The 17,761-nt window shown below is 42.5% G+C and carries 19 protein-coding genes; 12 read left to right on the top strand and 7 right to left on the bottom strand.

Features of this window, described 5'->3' with window-relative positions; all coding sequences use genetic code 11:
• Positions 1–73 precede the first annotated feature (73 nt).
• Positions 74–685: a tRNA-(ms[2]io[6]A)-hydroxylase gene (locus tag KDW99_RS09535; RefSeq protein WP_255829069.1), complete on the top strand. Its 612-nt coding sequence runs from the start codon at positions 74–76 to the stop codon at positions 683–685.
• An 83-nt stretch (positions 686–768) separates the two neighbouring features.
• Positions 769–1,080 (top strand): hypothetical protein, encoded by a 312-nt coding sequence (locus KDW99_RS09540; RefSeq protein WP_255829070.1) that lies wholly within the window; start codon positions 769–771, stop codon positions 1,078–1,080.
• An 86-nt stretch (positions 1,081–1,166) separates the two neighbouring features.
• Here the strand turns inward: KDW99_RS09540 and KDW99_RS09545 are convergent, their stop codons facing one another.
• From KDW99_RS09545 to queC, 4 genes are all read right to left on the bottom strand, one after another.
• Complete coding sequence (locus tag KDW99_RS09545; protein ID WP_255829071.1) at positions 1,167–1,943, bottom strand: UDP-2,3-diacylglucosamine diphosphatase; 777 nt, start codon at positions 1,941–1,943, stop codon at positions 1,167–1,169.
• Complete coding sequence (locus tag KDW99_RS09550; RefSeq protein ID WP_114413636.1) at positions 1,943–2,437, bottom strand: peptidylprolyl isomerase; 495 nt, start codon at positions 2,435–2,437, stop codon at positions 1,943–1,945. The genes KDW99_RS09545 and KDW99_RS09550 overlap by 1 nt, the downstream gene beginning before the upstream one ends.
• 49 nt (positions 2,438–2,486) lie before the next feature.
• Positions 2,487–3,137 (bottom strand): 7-carboxy-7-deazaguanine synthase, encoded by a 651-nt coding sequence (gene queE / locus KDW99_RS09555; protein ID WP_255829072.1) that lies wholly within the window; start codon positions 3,135–3,137, stop codon positions 2,487–2,489.
• A 157-nt stretch (positions 3,138–3,294) separates the two neighbouring features.
• Entirely contained in the window at positions 3,295–3,954 is a 660-nt protein-coding gene (gene queC / locus KDW99_RS09560; protein WP_255829074.1) for a 7-cyano-7-deazaguanine synthase QueC, read from the bottom strand.
• Positions 3,955–4,177: 223 nt separating this feature from the next.
• On the opposite strand from queC, the gene KDW99_RS09565 reads away from it, so the two are divergent.
• The 5 genes from KDW99_RS09565 (at position 4,178) to cysS (ending at position 9,390) form a co-directional block, all read left to right on the top strand.
• Positions 4,178–5,161: a bifunctional helix-turn-helix transcriptional regulator/GNAT family N-acetyltransferase gene (locus tag KDW99_RS09565; RefSeq protein ID WP_255829075.1), complete on the top strand. Its 984-nt coding sequence runs from the start codon at positions 4,178–4,180 to the stop codon at positions 5,159–5,161.
• Entirely contained in the window at positions 5,158–5,892 is a 735-nt protein-coding gene (locus KDW99_RS09570; protein ID WP_255829076.1) for an AzlC family ABC transporter permease, read from the top strand. The genes KDW99_RS09565 and KDW99_RS09570 overlap by 4 nt, the downstream gene beginning before the upstream one ends.
• Positions 5,889–6,218: an AzlD domain-containing protein gene (locus tag KDW99_RS09575; protein WP_255829077.1), complete on the top strand. Its 330-nt coding sequence runs from the start codon at positions 5,889–5,891 to the stop codon at positions 6,216–6,218. The genes KDW99_RS09570 and KDW99_RS09575 overlap by 4 nt, the downstream gene beginning before the upstream one ends.
• A gap of 111 nt (positions 6,219–6,329) precedes the next feature.
• Positions 6,330–8,003, top strand: coding sequence for a glutamine--tRNA ligase/YqeY domain fusion protein (locus KDW99_RS09580; protein WP_255829078.1), 1,674 nt, complete (start codon positions 6,330–6,332; stop codon positions 8,001–8,003).
• 4 nt (positions 8,004–8,007) lie between these two features.
• Complete coding sequence (gene cysS / locus KDW99_RS09585; RefSeq protein WP_255829079.1) at positions 8,008–9,390, top strand: cysteine--tRNA ligase; 1,383 nt, start codon at positions 8,008–8,010, stop codon at positions 9,388–9,390.
• Between the two features lie 69 nt (positions 9,391–9,459).
• On the opposite strand, the gene KDW99_RS09590 is transcribed toward cysS, so the two are convergent.
• Entirely contained in the window at positions 9,460–9,900 is a 441-nt protein-coding gene (locus KDW99_RS09590; protein WP_255829080.1) for a universal stress protein, read from the bottom strand.
• Positions 9,901–9,962: 62 nt separating this feature from the next.
• On the opposite strand from KDW99_RS09590, the gene KDW99_RS09595 reads away from it, so the two are divergent.
• Positions 9,963–10,451: a hypothetical protein gene (locus KDW99_RS09595; protein WP_255829081.1), complete on the top strand. Its 489-nt coding sequence runs from the start codon at positions 9,963–9,965 to the stop codon at positions 10,449–10,451.
• A gap of 36 nt (positions 10,452–10,487) precedes the next feature.
• On the opposite strand, the gene KDW99_RS09600 is transcribed toward KDW99_RS09595, so the two are convergent.
• Positions 10,488–11,240, bottom strand: coding sequence for a DNA topoisomerase I (locus tag KDW99_RS09600; protein ID WP_255829082.1), 753 nt, complete (start codon positions 11,238–11,240; stop codon positions 10,488–10,490).
• Between the two features lie 190 nt (positions 11,241–11,430).
• Between KDW99_RS09600 and topA the strand changes: the two genes are divergently transcribed.
• Genes topA through KDW99_RS09615 form a run of 3 tightly spaced genes read left to right on the top strand, consistent with a single transcriptional unit; the run spans position 11,431 to position 14,797 of the window.
• The gene (gene topA, locus KDW99_RS09605) at positions 11,431–14,061 is read left to right on the top strand and encodes a type I DNA topoisomerase (RefSeq protein WP_255829083.1); all 2,631 of its coding nucleotides are present in this window, start codon (positions 11,431–11,433) and stop codon (positions 14,059–14,061) included.
• On the top strand, positions 14,058–14,528 hold the full coding sequence (locus KDW99_RS09610; RefSeq protein ID WP_255829084.1) for a DUF6586 family protein: 471 nt from the start codon (positions 14,058–14,060) through the stop codon (positions 14,526–14,528). The genes topA and KDW99_RS09610 overlap by 4 nt, the downstream gene beginning before the upstream one ends.
• 2 nt (positions 14,529–14,530) lie before the next feature.
• Positions 14,531–14,797 (top strand): hypothetical protein, encoded by a 267-nt coding sequence (locus tag KDW99_RS09615; RefSeq protein ID WP_255829085.1) that lies wholly within the window; start codon positions 14,531–14,533, stop codon positions 14,795–14,797.
• 117 nt (positions 14,798–14,914) lie between these two features.
• On the opposite strand, the gene lexA is transcribed toward KDW99_RS09615, so the two are convergent.
• Complete coding sequence (gene lexA / locus KDW99_RS09620) at positions 14,915–15,538, bottom strand: transcriptional repressor LexA (RefSeq protein WP_255829086.1); 624 nt, start codon at positions 15,536–15,538, stop codon at positions 14,915–14,917.
• A 69-nt stretch (positions 15,539–15,607) separates the two neighbouring features.
• Here lexA and dinG point away from each other — a divergent pair, with 69 nt between their 5' ends.
• Positions 15,608–17,731 (top strand): ATP-dependent DNA helicase DinG, encoded by a 2,124-nt coding sequence (gene dinG, locus KDW99_RS09625; RefSeq protein WP_255829087.1) that lies wholly within the window; start codon positions 15,608–15,610, stop codon positions 17,729–17,731.
• Positions 17,732–17,761: the final 30 nt, after the last annotated feature.

Here is a 17,761-nt window from a genome sequence, read left to right on the forward strand (position 1 = left end):
CAAATCAAGACGTTGCTGCCTAAGTGCTTAATACAGGGTATAATCACGTTTTTTAACACAAAAAGGTAGAGTAATGTTATCAGCGTACCCAGAGCTTGTTGAATTTCTTCCCTGTGAATCTCCTGAGACATGGGTAAATTGGGCTCTTGAGAATCAAACTCTGCTATTAAATGATCACGCTCACTGTGAAAAAAAAGCTGCGTCCACTGCGATGAGTTTAATGTATCGCTATGTCGATCGCGATAATTTACTGCATAAAATGTCCCGTTTAGCTCGTGAAGAATTATTGCACTTCGAGCAAGTTCATAAAATCATGCGCAAACGCGACGTGGCCTATGATCACTTGTCAGCCTCACGTTATGCTGATGGTCTACGTAAACATATTCGCACTCACGAGCCTGCGCGATTAGTTGATACCATGATTATTGGCGCTTTTGTTGAGGCGCGCTCGTGTGAGCGTTTTGCCGCGTTAGCTCCGCACTTAGATGAAGAGCTTTCCAAGTTCTATATTTCACTACTAAAATCTGAAGCAAGGCACTTTGAAGATTATTTAGCATTGGCAAAAGAGTATTCAAACGAACCCATTGATGATCGTGTAGCCTTCTTTCGTGATTTAGAAGAAAAGCTGATTACCGAGCCTGATACTGAATTTCGTATGCACAGTGGCCCACCAAGCTTAGCGTAAGTTACAAAAACTTATAAATCTTAATGGTGACTTTTGAGCAGGGTGCTACACTCATATTATTGTCTGAGTTTCTGGAGAATATAATGGGCATACATAAGAGTGAAACCCTACCAGATGTCACGTATTGGCTTGCATTGGAAATTGCAAAAATAGACCCTGTTGTTGACTTAGATGTCATGTACAAAGGCTCTTTGGAGTTGGATTTTTTATATCAATTGCTTACGTGTAAAGTGCAGCAACATTGGTGGCAAACGTATGGTATCCAACTAAGCCCTGTGATTGTTAATAATGCTTTCTTTCGTGCGGTGGCAATGCTACATAATCGTAATATTGAATTCAGTCGATCTCGTAATTCAGCAGAGACGGTTTGGGTTCGAGAGCTTTTAAATCGTTAAATGAATTAAAAAAATGCCAGCTTACGCTGGCATTTTTGTATAGTGCTTTTTTGTGTTGTACTTTTGAAAATTAACGAGCGCGGTGTCTAATAAAGTATTTCTTGATGAATTACTTCTAGTCCGTCTAATCCGTTTTGCAAGAAATTCTCTACTGATGCCTTAAATTGAGTGTAAGTATTGCTCTCAATGCTGGCCATCCAAATCGAGTTATCCCAATCACCGAGAACACAGCGCAGATACTGATCATCTTTATGGACATCAGGTCGGTGCGTGTGTCCATGAATCACCGTTTTGCAGTGATGCCGAGCCAAAGAATCAACAACCGCTGATGGCGTGACATCCATGATAGACATGGATTTTTCCGATGCCATAGATTTACTGTCATTGCGAAGTTGAGCTGCGAGCGCGACCCGCTGTTCAAGTGGCATCGCCAATATGTGTTCTTGCCATGCTTTAGAGCGTACTGTTTTTCTGAATGCTTGATATTCAGTATCTTCCAAACAATATTCGTCACCATGTGTCAGCAGTACTGCACTATTTTCAAGAGATAGCGTCGTTTGCTCTTTAATAAGCTTAGCACCAACACGGTTAATCCAATCACTGCCAATCAAGAAATCGCGGTTGCCATGTAAAAAAAACAAGGCGATTCCTGACTTATAGATCTCCGCCAAGGCATTTTCTATTTCGGTATTCCAATCAGCCTGAAAATCGTCTCCGATCCAGGCCTCGTAGAAATCACCTAAAATGTAAAGCTCTGACTTTTCTTCGCGTGTAATAAGTGCTTTGCCCATTTGTACAAACGCCCGGATTAAATCCGGGCGTTTGTCGCTAAGGTGCAAATCTGAAATGAAATAACGGATCATTATTTTACTAGTTCAGCACTTTCGATGATCACGTCTTCAGCAGGCACATCTTGATGACCTGATTTCATTGTGGTTTTCACTTCTTTGATTTTGTTAACGATATCCATGCCAGCTGTCACTTTACCAAACACAGCGTAGCCCCAACCGTCTGGAGTTTTGCTACGGTGGTTTAGGAAGCTGTTATCAGCAACGTTGATAAAGAACTGAGCAGATGCAGAATGTGGATCCATTGTGCGAGCCATCGCCAATGTACCGATTTCATTCTTAAGGCCGTTGTCTGCTTCGTTTTCAATGGCAGTGCGAGATTCTTTTTGCGTCATGCCTGGCTCAAAACCACCGCCTTGAACCATGAAACCATTGATTACACGGTGAAAAATAACGCCGTCATAAAAACCAGATGTTACATAATCTTCAAAGTTTTTCGCTGACTTTGGGGCTTTTTCGTAATCTAACTCAACGTGAATGTCACCGTGGTTTGTATGTAAAATGATCATTTAAGATTCCTTATAAAGTTAACGCGGTAATATAAAAATGTATTTATGTTCAATCAATGTTGAGCATTTTATGTGTTTGTAAGCTAAGACGCCACCTTGGATGCGATAAACAATAGTGTAAAGTGGCTTGTTGGGTATCTATTAGTGGAATTTGATCTGCTGTTAAGTGACTTTGATCCATTGGCTGCAGATAAAAATGCTGAAAATCTAGGTTTTCAAATAACTCGGGCGAAAGGTGTGATTGCGGATACACCAGCTTAAGTTCATTGCCTTTGGAGACAATCAAGGGCTTTGCGGTTTTTGGACTTACGCAAATCCAGTCAATTCCTTGTGGTAATTCCATTGTGCCATTGGTTTCAATCGCAATGGTGTAGTCATGACGTTTCATTTCAGCAATGAGTTCGTTGTCCAGTTGAAGCGCAGGTTCACCACCGGTAAAAACAACGTATTTATGTCCTTGGCTTTCTGGCCAAAGAGCGTCGATATGAGATCGTAATTGTTGGGCGGTTTTGAACTTTCCGCCATTTTGGCCGTCTGTGCCGATAAAATCAGTATCACAGAATTGACATTCGGACTTGGCTCGCGTTTTTTCAAGACCAGACCATAGGTTGCAGCCGGTAAAACGACAAAATAGAGCAGGGCGTCCAGCGTGGGCACCTTCGCCTTGTAATGAATAAAAGGCTTCTTTAATAGAATACATTTGGTTATACCTATTACATCTCGAAAAACAGTCGAGGTAAGGGTGATAACTTTAGTTGATAATTTAATGGCTACATCGGTCATTTGTGGAACAAAAGCCAACAAGCCTTAAAACAAGCACACTAAAATCAGGGATAATTCTTTGTCTAACTTCTTGCTTAAGCTTCGTAATCAAGTGGGTCTTTTTTACCTTGCTCTGCAAAGGCTTCTAAGCGTTCACAACAGGCTCCACATTTACCACACGATTTTTCGCGACCGTTGTAACAAGTCCAAGTGTTGGCATAATCAAGCTTCATATCCAAACCGGCTTTTAAAATCTCACCTTTTGAAGCATGTAAAAAAGGTGTGACAATTTCAACCGATTGATAGTTAGCAATCTTAGACACAGCATTCATGGCTTCGACAAATTCTGGACGGCAATCTGGATAGATATGATGATCTCCAGAGTGCGCACCGTAATAGACTTTTCCAGCTTCTAATGAAACTGCGTACGCAATGGCCATGGAAAGTAAAACCATGTTGCGATTCGGTACTACAGTAGACTTCATATTGTCATCTTCGTAGTGGCCTTCGGGGATGTCAGCATCACTAGTAAGAGAAGAATTCGCCATTAAGCTATTAATAGCAGTGATATCGACGATTTTGTGGGGGATATCTAAGGCTTGGCAAACCTTGGCAGCAACATCTAATTCTTTGCTGTGCTTTTGTCCATAGTTAAAGGATAAAGCATAAACATCCAGTCCGTTTTCAATTGCTGTATTCAGAACGGTATATGAATCCATTCCTCCCGAATACACAACGACGGCTTTTTCAGACATTTTTTTGGTTCCTAAAGAGAAGCCTTAATAACAATCATAAAAAGACTGAGGTAAGGCGAGAGTTGATAAAGCGAGGAGTATAGCAGACAGACGTTCGATCCAACTAGAAAGCCAAGTTAAAACAAGACTTGTAACACTAGAAACTTTACGATATTTTTATATGCGTAACCAGTTACCTATTATTGGTGGCTTTTGTTTATCTTAATTATGGTTTGGAAGATCAATGGAGCAGTTTGGTGTATTGACACTTGGTAGTCGATTAAAGCGATTAAGTGATCATTTGTTTATTCAAGTGCAAGAAATTTATTCTCAATGCGAGATTCCCATTTCAGCAACATACTTTCCGATCCTTAGGTTGTTGCAGAAAACCGGAAGCTTATCTGTGATGGAGATTGCGGATAGGTTGCATCTTAGTCACCCGGCGGTGAGCAAACAAACCACTAAGATGATTAAAGAAAGTCTCTTAGAAAAAACAGTTGATGAGCAAGATCAGCGAAGGTCTTCCTTGCAGCTTTCTAAGCTTGGCTTAAGCGCTATGCAGCGGGTAGAGCCTGTTCTGCAAGAAATGAGAATTATCCTTGAGAAAATGACGGCTTTTTCGAGTGAAAACTTTATGGATGCTTTGTCAATTTTGGAGTCAGAGGTTTTGAGTGGGAGTTTGGCGGATAAAGTGCTGGATCGTTTAGGCCCTATCGATATTGTCTTGCTAGAAGCTCAGCATGAAAAAGCCTTTTGTGACCTTAATATGGCGTGGCTAGAGCGCTACTTTCCACATCAGATTGCTGCTAAAGATCGAATGATATTGAGTAACCCGCAGCAAGAAATTATTCAGAAAGGTGGTGTGGTTTGGGTGGCGGTTCGTAAAACACAGCCTGTTGATTCAGTCGTTGGAACCATTGCTTTCTTGCCTTTGGAAGGCGGATCTTCAAACTATAAAAGGGGGGAAGTGTTCAAATTATCTGTTTCTGAGCATGCTCAAGGAAAGGGTGTGGCTCAAGACTTACTGTCAACAGCTATTGATTTTACTCAAAAACAAGACTTTTCAGTGTTGTCGTTAGAGACTGCTTCATGTTTAGACGCTGCAAGGCACCTTTATGATAAAAATGGCTTTGTAGAAAAGCCATTTCCTAGCCCTTCTTTATATACAAGAGCGGATGTCTATATGGAAAAGTCATTATTATCGAATGAGGGTAGAGTTGTTTTATGAACACAATGCAAGATATGCGTCGAGGCGCTGTAGCCTCGATACCTATGATTATTGGCGGCATTCCTTTTGGGTTGCTGTTTGGTTCCTTGGCGTCTAGTTACGGTTTGAGTCCATGGTTTGCAGTTGCCATGTCGGCTGTTGTGTTTGCTGGTTCAGCGCAGTTTGTTGCGCTGGGGTTGATTGCCTTGCATGCACCTATTTGGGTGATTGTATCGACCACTTTTATTGTTAACCTTCGACATCTTTTATACGCTGCGGATCTGGTGAAGTTTGTGAAGCATTTGCCAATGCCCATGCGTGTGATTATGGGGTTTGGATTGATTGATGAAACCTATGCGGCCGTTCGTCCAATGTATGAAGTGGGAGCGGCGGATGAAAAAAATGGACACAAAGTCTACCTCGGTTCGTTTCTTTCCTTTTATGTGATGTGGAATGTGACCACCATTTTAGGTGTGCTGTCTGGTGAGCTTATTCCTGGGATGAGCGAATGGGGGTTGGAGTTTGCAATGGTGGCGACCTTTATAGGTATCATTACGCCCTATTTAAAGCACAGGGCATTTTGGTTGTGCTTGTTAAGTGCTGGAGTATCTTCGATTCTTCTATCTGGGTTGCCTAATAATTTGGGGCTTTTGGTGTCTGCGGTAATAGGTGTAGTAATGGGATTTGTGAGTGATTCTTCTAGTAAAACCATTTCAGACTCGGACGACAGTATACAAGAGGTGAGCAAATGACGGTATGGCAAAGCGTTTTAATTATCATAGGTATGTTTGCTGTCACCTTTGGTGTGCGGTTTGTGCTGTTTGCTAGAGCGGATAAAGTGGTCATGCCCGCTTTTATTGAAAGAGCACTGAAGTTTGTTCCTGTAGCTGTACTCACAGCCATTATAACTCCGATGATCCTAATGCCAAATCAACATATGGATTTGTCTCTGTCCAACCCTTGTTTGCTTGGTGCGTTTGCGGCTTTTATTGTCGGTATTTGGCGTCAGCAGCAATTGCTAACTATTCTAGTGGGCGTTTTGGTTTTTTTTGTGGCGAAATATGGTTTTTCTTTATAAAAAAGAGAAAAGATTTTCTGCTCAATATCCCATGCAAACCTAAATACTATATACTTGCCGGTCAAAGTAACAATATTGTTAGACCAACACTTATCGGGACTTACATCAAACATGTCAGAAACGTCTAAACCAGGTAATTTCATTACCCAAATCATTGATAAAGATAACGAATCAGGCAAACATGGCGGTAAGGTTCTTACTCGCTTCCCACCTGAACCAAATGGCTACTTACACATCGGTCATGCTAAATCCATTTGCCTTAACTTTGGCTTAGCGCAGCGTTACAACGGTCAATGTAATCTACGTTTCGATGACACTAACCCAGAGAAGGAAAGTGTTGAATACATTGAATCGATCAAAAAAGACGTAGAGTGGCTAGGGTTTGAGTGGAAAGATGAACCTAAGTTCGCTTCTGACTATTTTGACCAGTTGTTTGATTTTGCTGTACAGCTTGTTCAAGCTGGCAAAGCCTACGTCTGTGAATTAAATGCAGAGCAGATGCGTGAATACCGTGGCACGTTAAAAGAGCCAGGCAAGAATAGTCCGTTCCGCGATCGTACCGTTGAAGAAAATATGGCCATTTTTATGGACATGAAAAACGGGAAGTACAAAGACGGCGAAGTTGTTTTACGTGCCAAAATTGACATGGCTAGCCCAAACATCAATATGCGTGACCCTATAATCTATCGCGTTCGTCACGTACATCACCACCAAACAGGTGACAAATGGTGTGTCTATCCAATGTATGACTTCACACATTGCTTGTCTGATGCGTTGGAAAACATTACTCACTCTGTGTGTACATTAGAATTTCAAGACCACCGCCCATTGTACGATTGGGTCTTAGATACACTAAAGACTGCTCATCCGCAGCAAATTGAATTTGCCCGTTTGAACTTGAACTACACAGTAACAAGTAAACGTAAGCTAAAACAGCTAGTGGATGAAAAGCATGTCCATGGTTGGGATGATCCTCGTATGCCAACCATTTCCGGCTTGCGTCGTCGTGGTTATACTTCTTTGTCTATCCGTAACTTTTGTGAGCGTATTGGTGTGACTAAGTCTGACAGTGTTGTGGATGTCGGTATGCTAGAGCACGCAATTCGTGAAGATTTGGATGCAAGTGCAAATCGTGCCATGGTTGTGCTAAATCCTATTAAGGTGACCTTGACCAATTACCCAACAGACAAAGAAGAAATCTTCAATGTTGGCAATCATCCTAAAAATGAAGAAGCGGGCACTCGTGAAGTACCGTTTAGCAAAGAGCTATACATTGACGCTGCGGATTTTGCTGAAGTGCCTCCTCGTAAGTGGAAGCGTTTGACACTTGATGGTGCGGTTCGTCTACGTGGCGGTTACGTGATTACTTGCGATGAAGCGATTAAAAACGAAGCTGGAGAAGTGATCGAGCTACTTTGTCGTTATGATGAAAATACCCTTGGTGTTAACCCAGAAGGTTATAAGCCAAAAGGCGTTATTCATTGGGTGAGTGCGAAACACGCGGTAGACGCAACAGTGAATCTTTATGATCGTTTGTTCGTAAATGAAGCGCCTGATGCAAACTATGAAGATAAAACTTTCTTGGACTTTATTAATCCAGAGTCTTTGACTGTATTAACCAATGCCAAAATTGAGCCTTCCTTGGTGAAATCTGACAAAGGTCAGGGCTTCCAGTTTGAGCGTGAAGGCTACTTCTGCCGTGACTTGAAAGATGACGGTATGGTATTTAACCTTACTGTGACACTACGTGATTCTTGGGCGAAAATCGAAGCGAAAGGAAATTAAGCGCATGTTGAAGGTTTACAACACCCTAAGTGGGAAGAAAGAAATTTTCAAACCAATCGAAGAAGGCAAAGTAGGTATGTATGTCTGTGGTAACACGGTATACGACTTCTGCCACATTGGTCATGCGCGCGCGATGATTTCTTTTGATATTATTTCTCGTTTTATTCGGCACCTAGGTTATGAGCTCAATTACGTTCGTAACATTACCGATGTTGATGACAAGATCATTAAACGAGCTGAAGAAAATAGTGAATCAACTCAGTCTTTGACTGAGCGTATGATTGCAGCGCAACGCGAAGATGAATTACGCCTTGGTAATAAAATGCCGGACCGTGAACCAAAAGCCACTGAGTTCATGCAGGAAATTATCGATATGGTGCAAATTCTTATTGATAAAGGTTTTGCTTATCAGGGCACTTCTGGCGATGTTTATTACCGAGCAACTAAATTCAAAGATTACGGTAAATTAAACAACCGGAAGCTTGAAGATATGTTGGCTGGTGCACGTATTGATGTTGAAGTGGCAAAAGAGCACCCTGCAGACTTTGTTTTGTGGAAGCAGGCAAAAACGGGCGAAGTTTCTTGGGCTTCTCCATGGGGTGATGGTCGACCTGGTTGGCACATTGAATGTTCTGCAATGTCGACGAATTGCCTTGGCAGTCATTTTGATATTCATGGTGGTGGTCCAGATCTTAAATTTCCGCATCATGAAAACGAAATAGCTCAATCAGAAGCGGCGACCGGCAAAGACTATGTGAATTACTGGATGCACTGTGGCGCAGTACGCGTTAATAATGAAAAAATGTCTAAGTCTTTAGGTAATTTTTTTACGGTGCGTGATGTATTGGCTAAGTTTAATCCTGAAGTCGTTCGTTACCTGATGGTTTCAAGTCAATATCGCAGTGCGATTGATTACTCCGATCAAAGTTTGTCAGAGGCTAAGGTTGCTCTAGAGCGCCTGTATACCGCTCTGCGTCAGCAGCCAGTTGCAGGGGAGTATGAGCCAACGGCCTTCACTGAGCGCTTCGAAGAGGCGATGAAGGACGATTTCAACACAGCGGTTGCTGTTTCTGTTTTGTTTGAACTTGTGCGTGAGCTAAATAAAGCCAAAACAGAAGATGTGAATAAAGCTTCTGCGTTAGCTGCTGAATTACGATTCTTAGCCGAGTTGTTAGGTTTGCTTTATCAAGATCCTGAGTACTTTTTACAAAACAGTACTGTTTCTGAGGGGTTGAATGAATCTGCAATACAGGCCTTGATCGACGCAAGAACGCAGGCGCGTAAAGATAAAAACTTTGCACGTAGTGATGAGATTCGAGACGAATTAGCTAGCCAAGGCATTGAACTGCTTGATAGCCGTGAAGGAACGACTTGGACCAGAAGTTAAAGCGTTAGTTTGTGAGTACAAATAAAGGCGATGTGAGCATCGCCTTTTTTATTGTGCGTTCAAAGTGTGTTAATCGCTGTCTTTTACCACTTTAACGGCCAGTACATCGCATGGTGCGCCATGTAGAACGCCATTTGCTGTAGAGCCTAGCAATAGAGCAAGACCATGACGACCATGGCTGCCTACAACAATTAGATCAACGCGTTTTTCTTCAGCAATGCGGTGTATCTCGCTTTCTATGCCACCTTGTGAAATGCAGCTTTCCTGAACAGGAACGTCCAGTTGAGCTTCTAGGATGGCGATGCGTTCTTTGGCTGTTTCTTGCAATTGCGCTTGGATGTCTGTGATATCGATTGGAACATCGCCACCATAGGCATAATTAAGTGATTCGATGACATGAAGTATGGTAAGTTCCGCACCCGTTGCTTTGCACAGTGCAACGGCTTTGTTAGCAACCTTGATACTTTCGTCGGTTAAGTCAACAGCGAGTAAAATTCTGTTATACATCATAGAACACCTCCAAATTTGGCTCATTTACTTATTTTAGTTCAAAACTAGAGAGACATTAAAATATGACCGCTCTTATCGTTATTTTTATTACTTTATCTTTAATGGGGTCGGCGTTATGGATAATGCCGCCTAAAAAAGAGCGTCAGCGCATGGATTTACGTATGCATGCTCGAAAACTTGGCCTTACTGTTCAGCTTACATCAATTGACCTTCCTGACAAGTGGGATAAATCATTGATTCGTCAAAAAACAGTCGCTTACTCTTTTTATCGTTTGAAACCCGTTACTTCCTTGCCTGATTGTATTTGGCTGTTGCCTTATGAAGTATGGAAATATAATGCCTTGGTTGACGGCTGGTGGTCTAGTAAATTATTTATACTGACGGCTGATGCTAAAAAAGTGTTGGAAAAGCATGGCGCATTACTGGCTGGGATTAAAGTAACGCAGGGAAGTGTCTCTATATATTGGGATGAGTCGGGTGATGAAGAAACTCTGGATGAATTGTCGTCATTAATTTATTCATTGGTAGAGGTGAAAAGCGTCACAGCTTAGCGTCACGCTCTACGATCTGAAGTTTATAGGTAAGTGTTAAGAGCTCTTAGGCAGTTCCAAGTTTTTAATTAACTCGGTTAATGCTTCTTCCGGATTCTCGCTTGCCTCCATGGCGGCAATGGTTGGCGACAGAATTTCTTTCATTCGATCGGTGATGAAGTTTTTTAACGTGTTTTTTTCTGGGCGTTCTGTTGCATCTGATTTAAGGTGTGACAAGATGACGCCATAAAGCGTTTGGGCGACGCGCATGTCCCCACCAGCAAAGTTTTTATTCGCTTGAACCACTTGGCGATTTAGCTGAATCCATAGATTGAGCCAGCGAAGATATTCATAACAGGCTTGATAATGGGTGTTACTAATACGTCCTTTACGACGTAAATAGAGCAACATTTTAGCGAGTTTGGTAAGGCGTTCTTTATAGTTACTTTTTTCTTGAAAGCTAAATGCTTCGGGCTCTGGATTGAATGGAATAGGGTCGTTGTTTCTGTTTTCTTCGGCAGTTGCAATGCGAACTTCAATTTTTTCAGGGTCATCGGAATATTGCAGAAGCTCTCGAAGTGTGTCTAGATAGAAATCATAAAGCACTTCAGTAGCAATGGTATCGGTATTAATATCTTTTAAACCGCGAATATGTTGTTCAACGCGATCTGCGCGATTTGATAATTGCAATTGTTTTACACGACGTTCGGTGATTTCTTTTTCTTTTTGGTGGGCACGTGATCCAATGACCACTGACAAAAGTACAATGATGATCAAGAATGCAATTGTTAATATTTGAAGAGTAGCCATGATTGTCCTTAAGCAACGAATTCAGTATGTTAAATAAGAAATACTAAGTTCAGCAAGATTTAATGTGTGAAACAATACAGGGATCCCTTGTCATATAAAAGATGTTTACTTAATATCAGCGCCCCTAGAGATTAAACTTCGTGCAACGTGGATTTGCAGACCTACTTTATTAAAAGGCTTACACAGTTCAATGGGAAAATCACTGGTTATCGTGGAATCGCCAGCAAAGGCGAAAACCATCAATAAATACCTAGGTAACGACTTTGTTGTCAAATCGAGTGTGGGACACATTCGTGACTTACCATCAGGTACAACTGCCACCTCTACGCCTCAAGAGCGTGCAAAGCAGGCTGCTTTGACGCGCAAAATGAGCCCGGAAGAAAAACTTGAGTACAAAAGTAGCAAAGCGCGTAAACAGTTAATTTCTAGAATGGGAGTTGACCCAGAGAGTAACTGGAAGGCTCACTATGAAATTTTGCCCGGCAAAGAAAAAGTTGTCGATGAGCTAAAGCGTTTGGCGAAAAATGCAGACACCATCTATCTCGCAACCGATTTGGATAGAGAGGGAGAGGCCATTGCGTGGCATTTGCGTGAAGCAATTGGTGGTGATGATACTCGCTATAAGCGAGTAGTTTTTAACGAGATCACCAAAAAAGCCATCAAGGCAGCCTTTGAAACGCCGTCAGAACTAGACATGGACCGAGTCAATGCTCAACAAGCTCGTCGTTTCTTAGATCGAGTGGTTGGCTTTATGGTATCGCCGTTGCTTTGGTCTAAAGTAGCAAGAGGGTTGTCTGCCGGACGAGTTCAGTCCGTTGCAGTGCGTTTAATCGTTGAGCGTGAAAAAGAGATTCGTGCATTTGTTCCTGATGAATTTTGGGAATTGGATGCCATGCTTGCTACGCCTTCAAAAGACGTTATTAAGTTTGAAGCGGCAAAATATCAAGACAAAGAATATCGTCCTGTTAACAAGGCTCAATCGGATGAGCATGTTGCTCGTTTAAATGATGCAAAATACCTCGTTAGCAGCCGAGAAGATAAACCAACCAGCAGTAAACCTTCTGCGCCGTTTATCACCTCTACGTTACAGCAGGCAGCAAGTACGCGCTTGGGCTATGGTGTTAAGAAGACCATGATGCTTGCTCAGCGTCTGTATGAAGGTGGTTACATTACCTATATGCGTACTGACTCGACAAACTTAAGTGTTGATGCGGTAGAGGCGTTGAGAGGCTATATTCTTTCTAACTTTGGTGAAGCATATCTGCCAGCAGATCCTATCCGCTACAGCAGCAAAGAAGGTGCGCAAGAGGCTCACGAAGCCATTCGACCTTCTGATGTAAATGTACGTGTTGATGACTTGCTTGGTATGGAAAAAGACGCTCATCGTTTATACGACTTGATCCGCAGTCAATTTATGGCGTGTCAAATGACGCCAGCGGAATACACGTCGACGACTATCACAGTCACTACAGGCGAATACGAATTCAAGGCGAAAGGTCGTATCTTACGCTTTGATGGTTACACTCGTGCCATGCAGACAGTCGCTAAAAAAGGCGAAGATAACATCTTGCCAGATGTTGGTCAGGGTGAATATCTCGATCTTAAAGAGTTGCTACCTGAACAGCATTTTACTAAACCTGTAGCGCGTTTTAGTGAAGCAAGTTTGGTGAAAGAGCTCGAAAAGCGTGGAATTGGTCGTCCATCAACTTACGCATCTATTATTTCTACGATTCAAGATCGTGGCTATGTGCGTGTTGAAAATCGTCGTTTTTATGCTGAAAAAATGGGTGATATTGTTACTGAACGTTTGGTTGATAGCTTTAATTCTTTGATGAATTTCAGCTTTACGGCTCAAATGGAAGAGCAGTTAGATGACATTGCTGAAGGTCATAAAGATTGGATTAAAACGCTTAATGCATTTTATAAAGATTTTAGTTCTGTGCTTGCTAAAGCGGAATCGCCAGATGGCGGTATGATGCCAAATGAGCCGACTCCAACGGATATTGAATGCCCGACATGCTCTAGACCTATGCAGATTCGTACAGCTAGTACTGGTGTGTTTATGTCTTGTTCTGGTTATGTATTGCCGCCAAAAGAGCGTTGTAAAGCAACCATAAACCTGACCCGTGGTGATGAAGCAATAGCGGTCGATGATGAAGAAGGCGAGTCTAAAGCGCTGATCAATAAACATCGTTGTAAGATTTGCGGATCCGCTATGGACAGTTACTTAATGGATGAGCGCCGTAAGCTTCATGTGTGTGGTAACAACCCAGCTTGTTCTGGTTATGAAGTTGAGCATGGTGTTTTCAAGATTAAAGGCTATGACGGTCCTACGCTTGAATGCGATAAATGTGAATCAGAAATGCAGCTTAAAACAGGCCGCTTTGGTAAATACTTTGGCTGTACAAACGAGGAGTGCAAAAACACTCGTAAGCTGCTGAAAAGTGGTGAAGCTGCGCCGCCGAAGATGGATCCTGTGCCAATGCCTGACCTTGCTTGTCAGAAAGTGGAAGATCACTATGTGCTTCGTGATGGTGCGACGGGCTTATTCCTTGCTGCTAGTCAGTTCCCTCGCAAGCGGGAAACAAGAGCGCCTATGGTAAAAGAGCTGCTTCCTTATATGGATCAAATCGACCCGAAATACCATTTCTTTGCCAAAGCACCAGTAAAGGATTCCGAAGGTCGTCCAGCCATCATTCGTTATAGCCGTAAGACGAAAGAGCAATACGTCATGACGGAGAACGATGAGGGTAAACCAACAGGCTGGAAAGCATTTTATGTTGGTTCTAAATGGGTTGTTGAGGAAGGTAAGAAAAAATGAGTGGTGCCAGTTTAGCCAGCGTAACCAATCAAAAACTGGACACGGCAAGGCGTTTTATTAAGCAGAGTCAAGACACTGATGAAGTGTGGTTGAAAGTCGGGCTAGAAAGCTCGGCTATTTTCCAGTTGAGAAGTGCTCTTAACGGCTTGTTAAAAGAAGTAACCGCTGCTTATTCTTTATCTGGATCCTTGGACGTTGCTAAGCTGCTGGCAGAGTCTGAAAACAAGCAAATCGTTGTTCCTGTATTGGCTGAGTTGGCTGATTTGCTAGCACATAGTAATTCTTGGTGCTATCAATTGGATCTGGCGTATTTGGTTCAGTTCGAGTGTCGTGCGTCTATATCATCAGCGGTTCAAAGCGACAACCTGATAGGGCGTGGAAGTGATGCGGGAGCTTCCGTGAGTTTATATTTAGCCAAGTTGGTTGAATTAGTATTACGTTTTAGAGAAGAGTCGTCAGAGTATTAAATATGAAAGAATCCTACCTAGAAATTGTTGAGCTAGATAACGGCGATATCGTGCTGCGTCCAGCCAGTGAAGATGGTGAGGAAACCGTTCCATTAGCAACATTGCAAATATCGGATGATACTCGGTCTTATCTAAAGGATCGTTATTTTGAATTAGCGAAATGTATGTTTCATGCAGGCATTGATTTTGTTTATTCGGATGATTCGTTTTATGACGATGACTCGGAATATCTTGATGATGAAGATTTTCGTCCTAAAATTTTGCACTGAATAAGCGACCCTAAATCAGCTGTAATGAAACTGATTGATGCAATATAGGTTCAAATAAAAAAGCGAAGCAGAAGCTTCGCTTTTTTATTTATCTAGTGTTGAAGCGAATGGGAGTATTCAAAGTCCTTGGCGAATGACACCTACCGATAGGCCTTCAATTGCAAACTCTTCGCTTTCAAGGTCAACAAGGATGTCGCTGAACTCTTCGTTTTCAGGAATGAGCCTAACGATACTGCCTTTCTGCTCGAAACGCTTAACGGTTACTTCGTCACCAATACGAGCAACCACAATTTGTCCATTGCGCACGGTGGTGGTTTTGTGAACGGCTAAGAGATCACCTTCCATTATGCCAATATCTTTCATGCTAGTGCCTGATACAGACAAGAAGTAATCCGCTTGCGGAGAAAACATACTCGCTGGAATGTTTACATGCGAAGCAATGTTTTCCTGAGCCAAAATAGGGTAACCTGCAGCGACTTTGCCTATGACAGGTAAGCCAAGGTCGTCAACGGGCTCATCATTTGATGCGCGATCGACTAAGCGTATTCCTCTAGATGCGCCAGAAAGCATCTCTATAGCGCCTTTTTTGCATAGGGCTTTTAGGTGCTCTTCGGCTGCATTTGGGGATTTAAACCCAAGCCGGCGTGCTATTTCTGCTCTAGTCGGTGGAAAACCTGTTTCACTTATAAATTCGCGAATGGTTTCTAGTACGTCAGATTGTCTTTTGGTTAATTTAATCATAGGTTATCTGGTTGTTTATACAGTTACTGTTATTATATACAGCATTCCTAACTATACTCAATGATATAAATGCTTTCAGACGAACTAAAAAAACAGATTCAACTTGCATACCGAGCATCTTTGGATGCGAAGTCCCATAAACCAAGGGCTGGACAGCGCCAGATGATTGGTGCAATCGCTCGAACCTTGGGCAACATTAGACAAGGTTCTGAGGGCGAACGCCTTGAAGAGAAGCATGTTGCCGTAATTGAGGCGGGTACGGGTACGGGTAAAACCCTGTCGTATTGTCTTGCCGCAATACCAATTGCTAAGGCACGTGGCCTCAAATTAATTATTTCTACTGCGACAGTTGCACTCCAAGAGCAGATTTTACATAAAGAATTACCAGACTTGCTTGAGCATACTGAACTCTCGTTCAAGTACACGCTTGCTAAAGGCCGAGGCCGCTATCTTTGCTTGAATAACCTCGAAGGTTTTTTAGGATCAGAAGAGCTGGCCATGGAGGATATGTTTGCGGGCCTATTTGAACAGCACCTTCACTCAGATGACGTTAATACTGTTCTTTATCAAGAAATGGATGCCGCTTTGTCAAAAGGTGAATGGGATGGTGATAAAGATAACTGGTCTGGCATTGTTCGAGACCAGGATTGGCGACGTTTAACAACCGATCATCAGCAGTGTACTAATCGAAATTGCGCTAATTATTCCGCTTGTCCGTTTTTTAAAGCGCGCGCTGAGATTGAAGTCGCGGATGTGATTGTAGCTAACCATGATTTGGTGTTGGCAGACTTGTCATTGGGTGGTGGTGCGATTCTTACCCCACCAAAAGAAACTATCTACGTTTTTGATGAGGGGCATCATCTTCCTGATAAGGCTATTGGACATTTCCGTCATGAAGTTCGTTTACAACAAAGTATTACTTGGTTACGTCAACTGGAGAAAAATCTAGTTAACTTAAAGCAGGAGTTAACCGATGATGTCAGTTTGACTGGCCAGCTTTTGTTAAAAATCCCACAGCAAATACAAAGTATTGTTAACTTTATCCAATATGCGCAACAAGGCTTGGCTCCTTATATTCAGGGGTTGGGTTTGGATCAAGAAAACAATCAACATCGGTTTGAATTTGGTCAGGTGCCAGATGAATTGCGCCAGTTGGCTTATAGCCTACAAACGTCCTATCAAAAACTATTTAACAATATAGAAAGTATTCAAGACGAGTGTAAAAAAACGAAGCAAAATGAAGGCATGGGAGTGACGCCTGAAACGGCGGAAACTTGGCAGCCTATTTTGGGTGTTGTTATGGGGCGTCTGGAGCAATGTGTTGGCTTGTGGCGACTTTACTCAACAGTAGATGATCAGAATTTCCCGCCAAATGCTCGCTGGTTAGTTTTGTCCGGTCAAGGAATGGAACAAGATATTGAACTGGGCGCATCTCCAATACTTGCAGCCAATACCTTAAGGCAGCAGCTTTGGGACAAATGCTTTGGTGCTGTAGTGACCTCGGCAACGTTGACAGCGCTAAATCAATTTCATCGTTTTAATATGCGCTCAGGCGTACCGCGGGAAAGCGAATATCTGCGTGTCATAAGCCCGTTTAATTTCCAAGAAAATGGTCTTTTGGTGGTGCCGAATATGGAGCATGAGCCAAACCGAGTAGAACAGCATACTGCCGAGATTGTTGCTTACTTAAATGAACATGTGAACACAGAAAAGGGCAGTTTGGTGCTGTTTTCTTCTCGTCGTCAGATGGAGGAAGTGGCTCAGTCTGTTTCGGCTGGACTGCAAGAAATACTTTTGATGCAAGGTGAGCAATCTAAACGTGTAATTTTAGATTCCCATAAATCCCGCATTGATGACGGGAAAGGCAGTTTGCTGCTCGGTTTAGCCAGTTTTGCGGAAGGAGTGGATCTGCCCGGTGATTATTTGACCTGTGTATACATCGCCAAAATTCCTTTTGCGGTGCCAGATGATCCTGTTGAAGCGACACTCGCTGAATGGATTCAAAAGCGTGGTGGTAATCCGTTCATGGAAATTACTATACCGGATGCGTCTCTGCGTTTAGTGCAGGCAACTGGGCGTCTTTTAAGAAGTGAAAAAGACTCTGGTGAAATACATATTTTAGATAAGCGCTTACGCACAAAACGATACGGGTCGCAGTTAATTAATAGCCTACCACCGTATAAGTATCAGTAGTTTGGTACGCAAGGGGTGATAAAGCTTTAC

The organism is Marinomonas rhizomae (assembly GCF_024397855.1).
Lineage (GTDB): Bacteria > Pseudomonadota > Gammaproteobacteria > Pseudomonadales > Marinomonadaceae > Marinomonas > Marinomonas rhizomae_A.

Bases quoted from the DNA above. Each gene is read 5' to 3' on its own strand.
- KDW99_RS09565 (WP_255829075.1), top strand. From the start codon at position 4,178: ATGGAGCAGTTTGGTGTATTGACACTTGGTAGTCGATTAAAGCGATTA.
- KDW99_RS09595 (WP_255829081.1), top strand. From the start codon at position 9,963: ATGACCGCTCTTATCGTTATTTTTATTACTTTATCTTTAATGGGGTCG.
- KDW99_RS09575 (WP_255829077.1), top strand. From the start codon at position 5,889: ATGACGGTATGGCAAAGCGTTTTAATTATCATAGGTATGTTTGCTGTC.
- KDW99_RS09545 (WP_255829071.1), bottom strand. From the start codon at position 1,943: ATGATCCGTTATTTCATTTCAGATTTGCACCTTAGCGACAAACGCCCG.
- KDW99_RS09540 (WP_255829070.1), top strand. From the start codon at position 769: ATGGGCATACATAAGAGTGAAACCCTACCAGATGTCACGTATTGGCTT.
- KDW99_RS09600 (WP_255829082.1), bottom strand. From the start codon at position 11,240: ATGGCTACTCTTCAAATATTAACAATTGCATTCTTGATCATCATTGTA.
- KDW99_RS09570 (WP_255829076.1), top strand. From the start codon at position 5,158: ATGAACACAATGCAAGATATGCGTCGAGGCGCTGTAGCCTCGATACCT.
- KDW99_RS09535 (WP_255829069.1), top strand. From the start codon at position 74: ATGTTATCAGCGTACCCAGAGCTTGTTGAATTTCTTCCCTGTGAATCT.
- lexA (WP_255829086.1), bottom strand. From the start codon at position 15,538: ATGATTAAATTAACCAAAAGACAATCTGACGTACTAGAAACCATTCGC.
- topA (WP_255829083.1), top strand. From the start codon at position 11,431: ATGGGAAAATCACTGGTTATCGTGGAATCGCCAGCAAAGGCGAAAACC.
- KDW99_RS09610 (WP_255829084.1), top strand. From the start codon at position 14,058: ATGAGTGGTGCCAGTTTAGCCAGCGTAACCAATCAAAAACTGGACACG.
- KDW99_RS09590 (WP_255829080.1), bottom strand. From the start codon at position 9,900: ATGATGTATAACAGAATTTTACTCGCTGTTGACTTAACCGACGAAAGT.
- KDW99_RS09550 (WP_114413636.1), bottom strand. From the start codon at position 2,437: ATGATCATTTTACATACAAACCACGGTGACATTCACGTTGAGTTAGAT.
- KDW99_RS09580 (WP_255829078.1), top strand. From the start codon at position 6,330: ATGTCAGAAACGTCTAAACCAGGTAATTTCATTACCCAAATCATTGAT.
- KDW99_RS09615 (WP_255829085.1), top strand. From the start codon at position 14,531: ATGAAAGAATCCTACCTAGAAATTGTTGAGCTAGATAACGGCGATATC.
- dinG (WP_255829087.1), top strand. From the start codon at position 15,608: ATGCTTTCAGACGAACTAAAAAAACAGATTCAACTTGCATACCGAGCA.
- queE (WP_255829072.1), bottom strand. From the start codon at position 3,137: ATGTATTCTATTAAAGAAGCCTTTTATTCATTACAAGGCGAAGGTGCC.
- cysS (WP_255829079.1), top strand. From the start codon at position 8,008: ATGTTGAAGGTTTACAACACCCTAAGTGGGAAGAAAGAAATTTTCAAA.
- queC (WP_255829074.1), bottom strand. From the start codon at position 3,954: ATGTCTGAAAAAGCCGTCGTTGTGTATTCGGGAGGAATGGATTCATAT.